We start from the raw sequence: 14,663 nt of genomic DNA, 5'->3' as shown, positions 1-14,663 counted from the left end.
GGCTATTTAAGAAGCATCGGAGGTTCCGGCAATGTGAAAACAGGTGCAAAAAGTTTTATAATTGTGAAACTTTTACAGAGAGAAAAAGATCTATAGGTTACATTCTAAAGTGAACAGCAAAGGCAAGGAGGAGAAAAATGAAGAAAAACAGACATAAAAAAGCATCCATATGGGCAGCCACAGCTGTATTTACTATAGGAACAGCCATCAGTGTGCAGGCGGTTCCGACAGATGCATCCGCCGGAGCACAGCTTTCAGGAACCGTGGAGAGCCGGACGGAAGATCAGCTCACGGTCAATAACGAGAATCCGGGAGCCTATGAAGGGGAATTTATCGTCCATCTGTCCGATGAGACCCGGATACTGGACGGAACAACGGGGATGCCAGTAAAGCCGGAAAGCATTGAGAACGGGGAACGGCTGAAGGTGTATACGTCGGCCGCCGTAACAGCCAGTATCCCGCCGCAGGCCGGGGCCAAGCTGGTACTGACGGATATTCCTGAGGATGGCAGCGCTCCTTTCTATGCAGAGCTTGCAGAGGTAAAACGGCAGGCTGGAGGCTATGAGCTGACAGATACAAGTGGAAACAGGTACGCCGCGCCGGATGACTGCAGTATATTTCCGTATCTGACCAGAAACATGATTTATCTGGATCAGCTGTATGAGGGAGCCGACTGCCTGATCTGGACAGATGGAAATGGAACGGCAGAAAGGATCATGATGTTCCCGCCGTATGAGAGGGAGGCTCAGACACGGACTGGATGGAAATTAGAAAGCGGCGCTGCGGGGACAGAGGATGCCGTCTGGGTATATTATAAGGAGGATGGCACAAAGCACACGGGCTGGCTGCTCGATCAGGGGAAGTGGTACTATCTGGAGCCAGAGACAGGGATTATGAAAAGGGGATTTCTTCACCTGGACGGGAAGACCTATTACCTTCTTCAAGACGGAAGCATGATGATGGAAAGCAAAACATTTACACCAGATGAGAATGGAGTGATACAATGAAAAGAAGATGGAATGTATTTTTTATCGCAGGAGCGGCAATGATGCTGGCTGTGGGATGCAGCCCAAAGGCGCAGGAAACGGCAGAGACGACAACGGCACAGGAAATGTCAGAAATTGTGGATGAGTCGAGGGAGGCAGAGACTTTGGCGGGGGAAACGCAAAAGCAGGAGAAAGCGGAGGTTCCTTCCTTTGGGACAAAGGAAGCAGAGGCTGAGGAAGATGATAATTTCTCCGCAGACCCAGCCAGTGTGGAGGCCTTTGGCCGTTCGGTAAAAGAGGCGGTAGCAGAAAAAGATCTGGAAACTCTGGCTGATCTGGCGGCATATCCCTTATATATCGGATTTGCTGATGGAGGCGTATCTGTTGAGAGCCGGGAAGAGATGATCGCTCTGGGAGAAGAAAAAATCTTTACTCAGGAATGGATGGATTCTATCGCTCAGGCGGATGAAACTGCGCTGTCTCCCAGCATGGCCGGCTTTGTCCTTTCGGGAGAAGGCGGAGGCGGCAATCTTGTATTTGGCCTGAGGGACGGAAAACTTGCAGTTTCTGGTATTAACTATTAAGCAGAGTAAACGGAAAGTAAAAAAAGGGGGGTGTCGGAGAATATTCACCGGCACCCCCTTTGTTTTTGAACAGAAATGATGCGCCTGCATAAACAGCAGGCTGACGCAAAAGTCAAAGATTATGTTCATCTGATTTACTGCAGATTGCCAGTCTGTGCTGGTATTTCTCGCGGGTGGCCAGTCCGCCGCGGATGTGCCGTTCCGATTTATTCACATCCAGCACTACTCTGGCTTGTGCGGCCAGTCTGGGATTGATGTGGATCAAACGGTCTGCAACGTCTTTATGCACCGTGGATTTAGAAATCCCAAACCGCCGTGCCGTCTGGCGCACGGTGGCATTGTGGTCAATGATGTAATTAGCAATGGCGATCGCCCGTTCTTCGATATACTCTTTCATGGTATTTCACCTTGAGAACGTTTTTACCATCCTATTACAAGCTGGGGAGTTTTATGACTGGGAAAGGAAGTTATCCCAGATGATGTGTCAAATGCCGGATGGGGCTGCTACACTACCATAATCAATGTTCCAGCCCCGATTAAAACACAGCCAATCAGGGACTTTAAAGTAAATTCCTCATGAAGAAACACAAATGCAAGAATCAGGGTCAGCACGACGCTGAGTTTATCAATGGGCACTACCTTTGAGGCGTCTCCCAGCTGCAGGGCGCGGTAGTAGCAGAGCCAGGAGGCGCCGGTGGCGAGACCTGAAAGGATGAGGAAGATCCAGCTTTTTCTGCTGATGGAAAAGAGACCGCTCTGGGTATGGGTGAGAAATACCATTCCCCAGGCCAGCAATACCACCACGACCGTACGGATGGCCGTGGCCAGGTTTGAATTTACACCGTCAATGCCGATCTTTGCCAAAATAGAAGTAAGAGCCGCAAAGAGGGCAGACAGCAGTGCGAAAATAATCCACATATTAATCGTTCACTCCATTCTCTGATGATTTGCAGACGTATCATAAAACGGCTTTTTAGGAATGTCAATCGCTTTGATTCATGTATCCATTTCCTCTCCGCTCCTGTTCAAATACCTCCAGAGCGTAGTCCGGCTTATTCCAAGCTGCCTGGCCGCTGCTGCGCGGTTCCCTTTATTGGAGGTAACCGCATCCTGGATCACCTGGCGGATGATCTCATCCAGGGTGCGGTTTTCGGCCGCGGGAGCAGAGGACTGTAAAAGAGGGCGGCGCAGGGTGCGCTCCTTGGACAGCAGTTCCGCCACAGAACTGCTGCGTATATAGGCGGAAGAGGTTAAGGAAGCCAGGGTCTGCAAAATGTGCTTAAACTGCGTATAGTTATTGGGCCATTCGTACTGACGCAGCATTTCAATGGCACGCGGCTCAAAACCGGAGATCTGCTTGCCAAGTTCCAAATTCAGACTGCTGAGATAGAGGCTGGCCAGAGAGGGGATCTCATCGGAACGGCTGCGCAGAGGCGGCAGATTCAGGGAGAGGCAGCCCAGCCTTGCGCTGAACAGGCGCATCACATTTGGAACGGGCTCGCTGTCTCGGCAGGCGCAGGAGAACAGAAGCCGTACCCGGCGGGCCAGTCCGGTTTCCTGGATCGCGGCCAGCAGAGCCGGGATGCGTGTCTCTGGCATAGTCTCCAGATTTTGAAAGTAAATGGTATTGCCCGTAGTATTTAACGGAGAGTTATAATGCTCCAGAAGAAAATCCCAGCTCTTATCATTCATCCGCTCACAGTTTATCAGCACAAAAGGCTTGTTGGAAAATGAACTGTGCAGGTAGAGGAAACGTGCGATCTGCTCCTTGCCCGTACCCGGCTCTCCGCTGATCATCACAGGCTGTCTGGCCCCGGCAAAGGTCTGGATCTCACCTCCCAGCGTTCCCATTGCACCGCTGATGCTGTAGAAGCTGTTCATCAGCAGGTATTCACATTCTCCCCGGTTCATGGTTCTGAGGCCGGTCCAGTGGGTGTGAAGGGGGATTCGGGAAGGGGTACAGTAGAAGAGGCAGTAGCGAGCCATATTGATCAGCAGCGTCTGGGCGGTGATGCAGTAAAGCTGATCCCTCTCTGTGTGATAAAAACGCAGAGAACTGCTGGGCGGCACCTCTTTAAGGTGGGACCGCAGAACGTCTAAAAGCTCCGCCGGCGGTTCTGAAGGACTGCTGTAAAAAATGGCGCCCTCTGTGTCCAGTACCACTACCCGGCCATTCTGATCCTGGGTAATGGCTCGCAGGAACATATTTTCCCGCTTCAGCCGTCCGAACCAGGAACTGATATGCAGAGCTTGGTCAATGGCTGTGTGCAGGCTTTCCACCCCGGAGGTGATAAGAAAAGCATCCAGCCCCATTTGCCGAGCCACGGTGTGAGTCACCATGTCGCAGACAACCATATGGCAGCCATTTGCCTTTAGCTGTGCTAACATTTCAGGCACTTCCTCCGCGCTGTGAACGGTCAGGATGTCCAGCTTATAGCCCAGAAGGTCGCAGATGGTATGGGCGGGTTCCGTGATGCCGGGGAAACCGGCAATGGCATACTGTCTGGAATAATTTTCCGCCAGCTTCATGGCGCGAAGCACATCGTAGACAGAGATCTGGATTTCCACTACTGGAAGATCTGTGACCTGGCGGATCAGTTCTGCTGTTCCTCCTCGCGAAATAATACAGTCATAGGCTCCCTGAGGCATCCGCTCTACAATGGCGGCTCCTTCCTTTAAATCCCCCGTATATACATCCAGATGAATATCAGGATAAGCCTGAGCTGCCCGCTCAATGGCTGTCTGCATCCCCTCGTAGGGGGCAATGCCCAGGATGCTGGTGCGTGTTTCTACCATAATGAAAATACCTCCGTTTCTCTTTGAAACTATTATACCACGGAATTGGACAAATTGCACCATATATATGTTAATATATGAAACGATACCTGGGTAGTTTTTGCTTAAAAATGAAAAATGTTTAAAAATGCAACGTATTTGTTTGTTTTTTTCGATGCGAAAGCCTGTAAGATAAGGCATAATAATGGCAGAAATAAAGAGTGCTTACTTAAAGCATATGTAACGATTCAGGAGGAGGCCGTATGTTTCAATTATTGGTGATAGCGGACGATTTTACCGGCGCCCTGGATACGGGAGTGCAGTTTGCCGTAAACGGCATACGAACCCGCGTGGTGGTAGATCCTAAAACTGATCTTACAGGCTGTGAGGCCGATGTGCTGGTCGTGGATACGGAAACCCGCCATCTGCCGCCGGAGGAGGCCGCAGCTGTGGTAGGAGGACTGACCGGGCGGGCGGTAGCCGCAGGGGTGGAGCGGATCTATAAGAAAACGGATTCTGCCTTAAGAGGAAATGTAGGCGCGGAGCTGGAGAGTGTTCTCAAAGCCAGCGGCCAGACGTTTCTTCCCTTTCTTCCGGCATTCCCGCAGATGGGAAGGATCACGCGGGGCGGTATCCATTATATAGACGGTGTGCCCGTGACGGAGAGCCCCTTCGGCAAAGATCCGTTTGAACCGGTAACTCACTCGGCAGTGACCGAGCTGGTCAGAGAACAGAGCAGCCTGCCGGTCAGCCATTTTCCAGCACTGCGCCAAGGGGAGCGTATTCCTTTAGCAGAAGGGATTCTGATATTTGACGCCGAGCGGGAGGAAGAGCTGATCACTACAGGCCGCCAGCTTCTGACACAGACCGGATTGCCGGTGATGGCGGGATGTGCCGGCTTTGGCTCTGTTTTGCCGCAGCTGCTTGGAATGAAAAAAAAGGAAACCGTACCGGCCCCCAAACTGGATCCCAGACTCCTTGTGATCTGCGGCAGTGTCAATACCATCACGCTGGCCCAGCTGGATCGGGCGGAGAATGCCGGTTTTGCACGTATGCGGCTGACGCCCCGCCAGAAACTGGAGCAGGGATACTGGGAGAGCGATGAAGGAAAAGAGGAGTTAAAACAGATAGAAGCCTTTGTGGAAAACCATCCCCATGCCATGATCGAGACCAATGATCCGGGCGGCAATGAGCCTACGGCTGCCTATGCAGGGCTGCTTGGCCTGGATCGTGAGGCCATGCGGGTACGGATTGCCGGAAGCCTGGGTCATATGGTAAAAGCGCTCATCGCCGGTCCTGGTGTTGGAACCCTGCTTCTGACTGGAGGAGATACCCTTTTGCAGTGCATGAACTGCATCGGTGTCCGGGAACTGGAGCCGGTGTGCGAGCTGGAAAAAGGGATCGTGCTGGCGCGGTTTGCCTGGGAGGGATGCCCCCGGTACGTGATCACAAAATCAGGCGGTTTCGGCCAGGAGCAGCTTTTTACAAAGCTGGCAGAACGGATCAAAAACAGTTAAAATAGACAGATGCAATAATATCTGTACAGATAAGAAGGAGAAGAGATTATGACCTATCCCAAGCTTCCCGGATTGACCTGGGACGGAACCATCTATGAAAATGACGAAATGGGAACTCTGGAGGCGCTGCTTCCCACTGGAGGATACCCCACAGCCCATGCGCCCGCTATGGCGGAACTTCCAGACGGCAGTCTTTTGTGCTGCTGGTTTGCGGGAACATATGAGGGAAGCGCGGATATCCATATCGTGTGCTCCATTCTGCCAAAGGACAAAACGGCCTGGACAGAACCGGTGAATATTTCCGGGGATCCGCAGCGCAGCGAGCAGAATCCCTCCCTTTTTTATGGCCCTGACCATGCGGTATGGGCTATGTACACGGCTCAGCTGGATCGGCAGGCGGGCAAGGACAATATGCAGTATACAGCGGTGGTACGCTGCCAGAAGAGCACCGACGGAGGCCGTACCTGGGGGCCTTACGAGACTGTATTTCCAGAGGAAGGCACATTTTGCCGCCAGCCCATTCAGGTACTTTCAAATGGCCGCTGGATCTTCTCAAACTGGCTCTGCACCGATTCAGAGGAAGGGCTTTCCGGAGATCCAACCGCTTTTCGGATCTCCGATGATGAGGGAAAGACCTGGCGCATGGTTCATATGCCAAAGAGCAACGGCCATGTACACGCCAATGTGGTAGAACTGGAGCCGGGGCATCTGGCGGCTTTTATGAGAAATCGTGAGGCCTACCGCATCCACCGCAGCGAGTCCTTTGACTGGGGCGAGACCTGGAGCGTTCCGCAGCCCACGCCTCTGCCGAACAACAACTCCAGCATCAGTGCAGTTAAGCTTCAGAGCGGCCGTGTTGCCATTGCCTATAACCCTACCTGCACCCCGGATCCTAAGCCGGGAAAGGCCGCATGGCCTGGACTTCGCTGCCCGGTGGCTGTGGCGCTGTCTGAGGACGGCGGACTGACCTTCCCGATCATCCGGTGGATGGAGCGGGGCGAAGGCTTTGTGGGAGAGGAAAATAAAACAAACAACAGGCAGTATGAATATCCGTATCTGATGCAGGGAAAAGACGGTATGCTCCATTTGACCTATGCCGCCAGAACCCGCCAGGGAATCAAATATATCCGTTTTAAAGAGACAGACGTGCTGGGTGAAAAGCGGGAGAAGATAGGGCTTTATAATCCCACAGCGGCCCAGACCCGCTAGTGCAGCCACGGTGTATCCTCACAGGCTGTGAGGGCACAGACTATAATTTAAGGAGGCTTTTATCATGCTTACTACATACAATCTGAAAATGCCCCATGCCGTTTACGGCGGCGACAACGCAATGGATAACATTACAGACATCCTAAAGGCTCAGGGAACGAAGAAAGTAGCCATGTTTACCGATAAGGGAATTAAAGCCGCCGGCCTGTTTGCTCTGCCGGAAGAGGCGGTAAAGGCGGCGGGAGCCGATTACTATGTGCTGGATGATCTGCCGGCAGAGCCAAGTTATATGGCTGTCCAGAAACTGGTAGATACTTTTAAGGAAAGCGGAGCGGATATGATCGTAGCCTGCGGAGGCGGAAGCGTGATGGATGCCGCCAAGCTGGCAAGTGTTCTTGTGACCGATGAATACGGCGTAAAGGAGCTTCTGGACGATCCGGGACGGGCGAAAAAATGCGTTCCCGTCATTATGATCCCAACCACCGCAGGAACCGGCGCGGAAGTAACTCCCAACGCCATCGTGGCCGTGCCGGAGAAGGAACTTAAGGTAGGTATCGTCAATCCCAATATGATCCCGGATCATGTGATTCTGGACGCCCGGATGATTAAAAATCTGCCAAGGAAGATTGCGGCGGCTACGGGTGCAGATGCTCTGGCCCACTGTATCGAGTGCTTTACCAGTGCCAAGGCTAACCCGTTCAGCGATCTGTACGCGCTGGAGGGCCTGGATCTGATTTTAAATAACATAGAAAAGGCTTGCGACGATCCGGATGCCATGACAGAAAAGAACCGGATGCAGATTGCTGCCTACTACGGCGGGCTTGCCATCACAGCCAGCGGAACCACAGCCGTACACGCGTTAAGCTATCCTCTGGGAGGCAAATACCATATCGCCCACGGTGTTTCCAACGCAATCCTTCTGGCACCGGTAATGCGTTTTAACGAACCGGCCTGCAGGGAGCGTCTGGCTGCGGCCTATGACCGCTGCTGCCATGAGGAAAAGACCTGCCGCACGGCAGAGGAAAAGTCCGCATGGATCATCTTAAGGCTGGAGGAGATCGTAAAGCATCTAGATATTCCCACAAGCTTAAAGGAATTTGGTGTATCGGAGGAGGATCTGGAGCAGCTGGTTGAAAGCGGAATGCAGGTACAGCGGCTTCTGGTAAACAATCCCAGAAAGGTAGAGCCTCAGGATGCCAGAGCCATTTATAAAGAGGTGCTGTAAATAAAAGGATTTAAACCCAAAACGATTAAAATTATACAAGGCCGCGTGCGTCTTTAGCTTTTTGGAGGATGGGAACGCGCAGTCGGAAATCAGGAGGAAAAGCGCATGAAAAACTTGGAACTCAAAGGTATTATCCCGCCGATTATCACCCCTATGTATGAGGACGAGACGATCAATACAGAAGAACTTCGCCGCCAGGTAGACCGCATGATCGAGGGCGGAGTACACGCTTTATTTCCCTTCGGGACAAACGGCGAGGGATACATTTTAAACGCAAAGGAAAAACAGCTGGTATTAGAGACGGTAATTGACCAGTGCAACGGCCGTGTACCCGTATACGCAGGCACCGGCTGCATTTCCACAAAGGAGACCATTGAGCAGAGCCGCATGGCTCAGGCCGCAGGTGCAGATGTGCTCTCCATCATCACTCCAAGCTTTGCAGCAGCCAGCCAGGAGGAGCTGTATGTGCACTACAAGACCATCGCAGAGGCGGTAGATATGCCGATCGTACTCTATAACATTCCCGCCCGTACCGGGAATGCCCTTGCTCCTGCTACCGTAGCCCGTCTGGCTCAGATCGATAACATTGTGGGCGCTAAGGATTCCAGTGGAAACTTTACCAATATCTTGGGCTATATCGATGCGGGGGAGAAGAAGGAAAACGGAAAATTTTACACTCTGTCAGGAAATGACCAGCTGATCATCTGGACCCTGCTTGCAGGCGGCACCGGAGGTATCGCAGGCTGTGCCAATGTATATCCTCATACCATGGCTTCTATTTACAACCTGTTTATGGAAGGGAAGATCGAGGAGGCAAAGGCGGCCAACGCCAGCATCCAGAGCTTCAGAGCCTGCTTTAAGTATGGCAATCCAAACACCATTGTTAAGACCGCTACCCGCCTTTTAGGCTATGAGGTAGGCCCCTGCCGTGCGCCATTTAATCAGGTGCCTGAAGAGGGAATCCAGGCAATCAAGAAGGTTATGGCTGAAAATGCGGCAAAGGGTATGTGCTAAAGAAAGGGGAACAGGACTATGAATGAAAAGCCGATCGTTGGGATCACCATGGGCGACCCCGCAGGAAACGGGCCGGAGATTACCGTTAAGGCCCTGGCTCATGAGGAATTGTATGACCGCTGCCGCCCCATTGTGGTAGGCGACGCAAAAATGATCGAACAGGCAGCCCGTTTTGTCGGCCGTCCTGATATCAGGATCCATCGCTGCCAGAAGGTGGAGGACGCATTGTTTGCTCCGGGAACCATTGATGTACTTCATCTGGAGCTGATTCCTGACGCGGCTTCATTTTCCATTGGGAAGGTAAGTGCCGAAGGCGGAAATGCGGCGTTCCAGTGCGTAAAAAAGGTGATTGAACTGGCGCTGGCTGGTGAGGTAGACGCTACCTGCACTAACGCCTTAAACAAAGAGGCCATGAATATGGCTCTGGAGCAGGATCATGGGAAACATTCTGACGGTTATACTCATTTTGACGGCCATACGGAAATTTACGCAGCCTATACAAATACAAAAAAATACACTATGATGCTGGCTCACCATGACCTGCGGGTGGTGCACGTTTCCACCCACGTATCCCTGCGTGAGGCCTGTGAGCGGGTAAAGAAGGCCAGAGTGCTGGAGGTAATTGAAATTGCGGATAAGGCCTGCCGCGATATGGGAATTGAAAATCCCAGGGTTGCCGTTGCGGGCTTAAATCCCCACTGCGGGGAAAACGGACTGTTCGGCACTGAGGAATTAGAGGAGATCGGGCCTGCCATTAAAGAGGCAAAGGAAAAGGGCATCAATGCCATCGGCCCTATTCCGCCGGACAGTGTGTTCTCCGAGGCTCTTGGCGGCTGGTATGACATTGTAGTGTGTATGTACCACGATCAGGGCCATATCCCCTTAAAGACAGTGGGTTTTGTCTATGACAGAGAGGCGCAGAGCTGGAAGGCCGTGGAAGGCGTCAATGTAACGCTGGGACTTCCCATTATCCGTACCAGTGTAGACCACGGCACAGGCTTTGCATTGGCCGGAAAGGGTACAAGCAACGAACTCAGTCTTGTAAATGCCATCGATTATGCGGTTTGCATGGCGAAAGGGAGAAAATAAACAGGGTGCGCAGCGGTCTGCGATTCATCAAGGGGCGGGGAGTAATCCCCGCCTGTTTATGTTTGGCGCAGCCCGCCAGAACCAGATTGGATAAACCTCATCCTTGTCCAGTCTGTCATTGCAGCAGTATCGTTTTAAATGTTTTAAGCTGAAACGCATTGCTGTAAGTTTACTCATATATGTTTCAAAAAATGACATATTTTATCATTAGTTTATAAATACTTTATAATTGTTTCTAAATGTAACACACAAAAATGCCTTGCTTATTGTGTAATTTGCTGTCATCCTGTATACTTTGATCAAGATGAATTGCACGTGATTGTGCAAAACAACAAAACTGCGAAATGTTCTGGCGGACCGGGGAACAGCGGTTTTATGGATTTCCTGGGGAGCTGACTTTGGGAATACACCTATGAAACAGGAGGATAAAGAAATGACACTTCAAATGATTATTGCGCTTGCAATTACAGCGTTCATGGTCATTCTGATCATGACAGATAAGCTGCCTTTTGGCGCGCCGCCTCTGCTTGCCTGCCTTTTGCTGGTTATTTTCGGAATTGCTGACATTAAATCAGCCTTTGCGGGATTTTCAAATGCTACCATTATTATGCTGGCAGAATTCATGGCAATCATTGCTGCGCTTCAGAAAACCAGTTTTATTACAGCCTTTAAAAAGACCATGTTCAATATGGCCAATAAGGGCGGAATGAAGGCCTATGTGCTTATGATCCTGGTTGTAATGTTAGGCTGCAGCCTCTTTGGCACAGGCTCTACTGCATACTACGTTATGGTGATCGGGCTTCTTTCTACCATGCCATACAGCAAAAAACTTCCCCCATCCAAAATCATTATGACAGCGGGATTTGCAGCAAACCATCCGCTGCTTCCCTTTAATACTGCTTTACAGTACGGCATTGTTCTGGCTGTGCTGGGAAGCGCCGGTGTAACTGCAAATGTTCCTGTTGCAAAATTCGCTATGGTAAACCTGTTTTTGTCTCTGGGATTCTTATTAAACTGCCTGATCCAGTATAAGATTCTTCCGGATCATCCCATAGCAGCCGCCACAGAAGAGGCAATGACTCAGGGGACTGCGTCTTCCTCTCTGCCGAAATGGAAAGAGCAGGTTACATACGCAGCCTTTGTGGCAGCCGTAATCGGCATGATTCTTCAGAGCAAGATCGGAGATGCCGGTTATGCCGTTGCAGGACTGTCTGTTGCGGTGATCCTGGTGACTGGGGTTATGGATTTTAAGGAGATCCGCGATTCTATCAGCGCTCCCATTATACTGATGTCGGCGGGAGTCATCGGTGTGGCAGATGCTTTGGGAAGCACTGGTCTTACTGACCTGGTAGGCTCTGCCGTAGCCGGTATGTTAGGCGGACATATCAATCCGTTTATTATGATTTTTACGTTCTGTATCCTGACAAGCGTACTTGCAACCATGACCGGCTCTACCATTGGAACAGTGTATGTATTTGCACCCCTTGCTATTGCAACCTGTACAAACCTGGGGCTGGATCCGACAGCTGCTGCCTGTGCCATTGTTGTTTCAGGGTGGTGCGGACATTTTCTTCCAATAGATGGTATGCCTGCCATGATTATGGGCGTAGGAAATTATAACATCAGGGAATTCTGGAAATTTACCATTCCGCAGTATTTTATCCGGCTGCTGGCCCTGACGGCGGGAGCGCTGATCATGTTCCCAATGTAGTGTCTGAGCTGCAAAGGTCAAAGAGCGGATATATATAAAGCGAAAGAGAGGTATGTATATGAACTGTAAATTTGAGTTAGAGCACATCGGCATCAACACCCCCAATGCAGAGGAGGCCGCAAAACTGGCAGAGCTTTTATGCATGATGTTTGGCTTAGAACCCCGACATGGCAATAAATCAGAATTTGCCGGCCCCTACTTTGAATGTATGAAGGCCCCGTTCTTAGGTGCTAACGGCCACATTGCCATGCGCACGCCGGATTTGACTGCGGCAGCGGAGGAACTAAAGGAGAAAGGTTTTTCTTTCAATATGGATACAGCAGCCTACAACGAGGGCGGCACACTGAAAAATGTGTATCTGGCCGGTGAATACGGCGGATTTGCCATTCACATTATGCAGAAATAAAAGAGAATACAGAAAATAGTAATAATACCCCGATAGCAGGATACTGGAGCAGTGTCTGCTATTGGGGTATTTTTAAAATTTGCACATAATGGGTGGGATTTTTAACCGTGCAGAAAATATGATGCGGCATACTTGGTTTGCTTTTTTTGCTGTGTACAACAGGGTCATTATAACTGGAAACCCTGTTTTAACGGAAAAGATGGATCTGTCAGGGAAAACCAAGCAATTACCAGGGAAAATCTGCATATCTGAAAAAAATGCTGATTGTAAAACCAGGCTTTAAATGCTTATAATCGGTCTGTAAAGAACGAGGCGCGCTGTGAATTCTGCAGTATGAATTTGAGACGTCAGAACCAACAAAAACGAGCGGGAGGAGAGAGATTTTTGACGTTGCAGGCAGTGCAGTATGACAGGATAAGGAAAAGCGTATGAATCAGATATTATATGACAAAAAAGACTACCAGGAATTGCTGCTGGAAATGCTGGAACCGCTGCGAAAGTGGTTCAGTGAAGGAAAAGCGAGGATAAGGCTGTCGGGGACGGGAGCAGGCTATTCAGGAAATATCATTGAAATGGAAACCTTTGCCCGGCCGCTTTGGGGGCTGGTACCGTTTTGGGCAGGCGGCGGAAGAAGTGAAGGATGGGAACAGATCTATCATCAGGGAATTGCGTCAGGGACAGATCCGCAGCATCCGGAATATTGGGGACAGTGCGGGGATTATGATCAGCGTTTTGTAGAGATGGCCCCTATCGCAGCGGGAATCCTGATGGCTCCGGAAATTTTATGGGATCCGTTTTCTGCGGAGGAAAAGGACAGGATATGCACATGGATTTCCCAGATCAATGACCATGAACTGCCAAAGTGCAACTGGTATTATTTCAGAATACTGGTCAATCTGGCGCTGAAAAACAGGGGAATGCCATATAGTCAGGAACGGCTGGAATCAGACCTTGCCTATATGGATGCCTGTTATCTGGGCGATGGCTGGTATGTGGACGGCGTTTCGGATCAGAAAGATTATTACTGTCCGTTTGCCATGGAGTATTACAGCCAGATTTATGCTGCTTTTGCCCAGGCAGAGGATTCGGATCGCTGTCGGAGACTGAAGAAACGGGCGGCAGAATTTCAACGGGAATTTATTCTCTGGTTTGACTGGGAAGGAGCGGCCCTGCCATATGGCAGGTCACTGACCTACCGGATGGCCCAGGCCGCTTTTTGGCCGGCGTCCCTGCTTTCAGGAGCAGGAAACTGCGATGTGGGAGAGATCAAGGGAATCGTAAACAGGAATATCCGCTATTGGCTGTCAAAGAATATCTTTGAGAGAGATGGGATTTTGAATGTTGGCTATGCCTACGGAAACCTGACCATGGCAGAACGGTATAACAGTCCGGGAAGCCCCTACTGGTCTATGAAGATATTTCTCATTCTGGCTCTTTCGGATCATCATCCGTATTGGAGCGCGCAGGAAAAGCCGTTTCCACGGCAGAAACGGCTAAGCCGGCTCTTATATGCGGAAATGCTGATTCAGCAGGGAGAACAGGGCGCATTTGCCTATGTGCCTGCTGTGTACAACAAAAATGTACTGGGACATTTTGTGGAGAAATACGGAAAGTTTGTTTATTCCACAAAATTTGCGTTCTCAGTGGCTCATTCCTGTGAGAATCTTGTGGAAGCGGCGCCGGACAGTATGCTGGCCTTTGTTCTGGAAGGAGAACAGCAGGTGTATGTCAGAAGAAGAAGCATCCGTTATGGTGTGGAGACGGATCATATATGGTCCGAATGGAGCCCTGTGAGGGGAATTTCCGTTCGCACAGAGATATGGCCGGTTCCGGAGGGCCATATCCGCAGGCATAAGATTATTTCTGATAAAAGTGCAGCTGTTTTTGACTGTGGATTTGCCGTGGCGATGTATGAGGACGGATATCAGACAGAAAGTGGAAATGGAGAAAGCTTTGCAGAGGTGCGCAATCATCTGCAGCGATGCCGGGTGACAGCTCAGTGCGGCGGAATGGAGCCGTATTTCATCCAGGCAGAGCCTAATACAAATTTACTGTATCCCAATACCTGCATTCCGGCGGTATGGGGCAGGATTGAGGCCGGTATCACAACTCTGGAGACATTTGTGGAAATATAAGGAGGAAAGATA

General features: G+C 50.7%; 13 protein-coding genes. 10 read left to right on the top strand and 3 right to left on the bottom strand.

Translation table 11 applies throughout. The annotated features are described in order from the left end of the window. Positions 1 to 137 precede the first annotated feature (137 nt). A complete protein-coding gene (locus HW447_RS09450) occupies positions 138 to 1,007 on the top strand; it encodes a hypothetical protein (protein ID WP_176255053.1) in 870 nt (289 codons plus the stop codon). Further along, positions 1,004 to 1,570 (top strand): hypothetical protein, encoded by a 567-nt coding sequence (locus tag HW447_RS09445; RefSeq protein WP_176255052.1) that lies wholly within the window; start codon positions 1,004 to 1,006, stop codon positions 1,568 to 1,570. Before HW447_RS09450 ends, HW447_RS09445 begins: the two co-directional genes overlap by 4 nt. Before the next feature lie 112 nt (positions 1,571 to 1,682). On the opposite strand, the gene spoIIID is transcribed toward HW447_RS09445, so the two are convergent. From spoIIID to HW447_RS09430, 3 genes are all read right to left on the bottom strand, one after another. Then, positions 1,683 to 1,967 carry a sporulation transcriptional regulator SpoIIID gene (spoIIID, locus tag HW447_RS09440; RefSeq protein ID WP_176255051.1) on the bottom strand — a complete coding sequence of 95 codons (285 nt, stop codon included), beginning with the start codon at positions 1,965 to 1,967 and terminating at the stop codon, positions 1,683 to 1,685. Positions 1,968 to 2,074: 107 nt separating this feature from the next. Next, positions 2,075 to 2,488 (bottom strand): EamA family transporter, encoded by a 414-nt coding sequence (locus HW447_RS09435; RefSeq protein WP_176255050.1) that lies wholly within the window; start codon positions 2,486 to 2,488, stop codon positions 2,075 to 2,077. A gap of 78 nt (positions 2,489 to 2,566) precedes the next feature. Beyond that, on the bottom strand, positions 2,567 to 4,366 hold the full coding sequence (locus HW447_RS09430; protein ID WP_176255049.1) for a sigma-54-dependent transcriptional regulator: 1,800 nt from the start codon (positions 4,364 to 4,366) through the stop codon (positions 2,567 to 2,569). A gap of 242 nt (positions 4,367 to 4,608) precedes the next feature. Between HW447_RS09430 and HW447_RS09425 the strand changes: the two genes are divergently transcribed. The 8 genes from HW447_RS09425 to HW447_RS09390 all read left to right on the top strand — a co-directional run bounded on the left by HW447_RS09425 (position 4,609) and on the right by HW447_RS09390 (position 14,651). Beyond that, the gene (locus HW447_RS09425; protein WP_176255048.1) at positions 4,609 to 5,862 is read left to right on the top strand and encodes a four-carbon acid sugar kinase family protein; all 1,254 of its coding nucleotides are present in this window, start codon (positions 4,609 to 4,611) and stop codon (positions 5,860 to 5,862) included. 48 nt (positions 5,863 to 5,910) lie between these two features. Beyond that, the gene (locus tag HW447_RS09420) at positions 5,911 to 7,071 is read left to right on the top strand and encodes a sialidase family protein (protein WP_176255047.1); all 1,161 of its coding nucleotides are present in this window, start codon (positions 5,911 to 5,913) and stop codon (positions 7,069 to 7,071) included. 64 nt (positions 7,072 to 7,135) lie between these two features. After that, positions 7,136 to 8,296 (top strand): iron-containing alcohol dehydrogenase, encoded by a 1,161-nt coding sequence (locus HW447_RS09415; protein ID WP_176255046.1) that lies wholly within the window; start codon positions 7,136 to 7,138, stop codon positions 8,294 to 8,296. Positions 8,297 to 8,401: 105 nt separating this feature from the next. Then, positions 8,402 to 9,310 (top strand): 4-hydroxy-tetrahydrodipicolinate synthase, encoded by a 909-nt coding sequence (dapA, locus tag HW447_RS09410; protein WP_176255045.1) that lies wholly within the window; start codon positions 8,402 to 8,404, stop codon positions 9,308 to 9,310. An 18-nt stretch (positions 9,311 to 9,328) separates the two neighbouring features. Then, positions 9,329 to 10,399, top strand: coding sequence for a 4-hydroxythreonine-4-phosphate dehydrogenase PdxA (gene pdxA / locus HW447_RS09405; protein WP_176255044.1), 1,071 nt, complete (start codon positions 9,329 to 9,331; stop codon positions 10,397 to 10,399). 433 nt (positions 10,400 to 10,832) lie between these two features. Next, positions 10,833 to 12,110: an SLC13 family permease gene (locus HW447_RS09400; RefSeq protein WP_176255043.1), complete on the top strand. Its 1,278-nt coding sequence runs from the start codon at positions 10,833 to 10,835 to the stop codon at positions 12,108 to 12,110. Positions 12,111 to 12,168: 58 nt separating this feature from the next. After that, entirely contained in the window at positions 12,169 to 12,516 is a 348-nt protein-coding gene (locus HW447_RS09395; protein WP_176255042.1) for a VOC family protein, read from the top strand. A 428-nt stretch (positions 12,517 to 12,944) separates the two neighbouring features. Then, on the top strand, positions 12,945 to 14,651 hold the full coding sequence (locus HW447_RS09390) for a DUF2264 domain-containing protein (RefSeq protein WP_176255041.1): 1,707 nt from the start codon (positions 12,945 to 12,947) through the stop codon (positions 14,649 to 14,651). Positions 14,652 to 14,663: the final 12 nt, after the last annotated feature.

Origin of the sequence: Enterocloster alcoholdehydrogenati, from assembly GCF_013282095.1 — a bacterium.
GTDB classification, from domain to species: domain Bacteria; phylum Bacillota; class Clostridia; order Lachnospirales; family Lachnospiraceae; genus Enterocloster; species Enterocloster alcoholdehydrogenati.
The sequence above is the reverse complement of the archived record's forward strand: the minus strand, read 5'-3'. Positions and strand labels throughout refer to the sequence as shown.

Bases quoted from the DNA above. Each gene is read 5' to 3' on its own strand.
- HW447_RS09450 (WP_176255053.1), top strand. From the start codon at position 138: ATGAAGAAAAACAGACATAAAAAAGCATCCATATGGGCAGCCACAGCT.
- HW447_RS09445 (WP_176255052.1), top strand. From the start codon at position 1,004: ATGAAAAGAAGATGGAATGTATTTTTTATCGCAGGAGCGGCAATGATG.
- spoIIID (WP_176255051.1), bottom strand. From the start codon at position 1,967: ATGAAAGAGTATATCGAAGAACGGGCGATCGCCATTGCTAATTACATC.
- HW447_RS09435 (WP_176255050.1), bottom strand. From the start codon at position 2,488: ATGTGGATTATTTTCGCACTGCTGTCTGCCCTCTTTGCGGCTCTTACT.
- HW447_RS09430 (WP_176255049.1), bottom strand. From the start codon at position 4,366: ATGGTAGAAACACGCACCAGCATCCTGGGCATTGCCCCCTACGAGGGG.
- HW447_RS09425 (WP_176255048.1), top strand. From the start codon at position 4,609: ATGTTTCAATTATTGGTGATAGCGGACGATTTTACCGGCGCCCTGGAT.
- HW447_RS09420 (WP_176255047.1), top strand. From the start codon at position 5,911: ATGACCTATCCCAAGCTTCCCGGATTGACCTGGGACGGAACCATCTAT.
- HW447_RS09415 (WP_176255046.1), top strand. From the start codon at position 7,136: ATGCTTACTACATACAATCTGAAAATGCCCCATGCCGTTTACGGCGGC.
- dapA (WP_176255045.1), top strand. From the start codon at position 8,402: ATGAAAAACTTGGAACTCAAAGGTATTATCCCGCCGATTATCACCCCT.
- pdxA (WP_176255044.1), top strand. From the start codon at position 9,329: ATGAATGAAAAGCCGATCGTTGGGATCACCATGGGCGACCCCGCAGGA.
- HW447_RS09400 (WP_176255043.1), top strand. From the start codon at position 10,833: ATGACACTTCAAATGATTATTGCGCTTGCAATTACAGCGTTCATGGTC.
- HW447_RS09395 (WP_176255042.1), top strand. From the start codon at position 12,169: ATGAACTGTAAATTTGAGTTAGAGCACATCGGCATCAACACCCCCAAT.
- HW447_RS09390 (WP_176255041.1), top strand. From the start codon at position 12,945: ATGAATCAGATATTATATGACAAAAAAGACTACCAGGAATTGCTGCTG.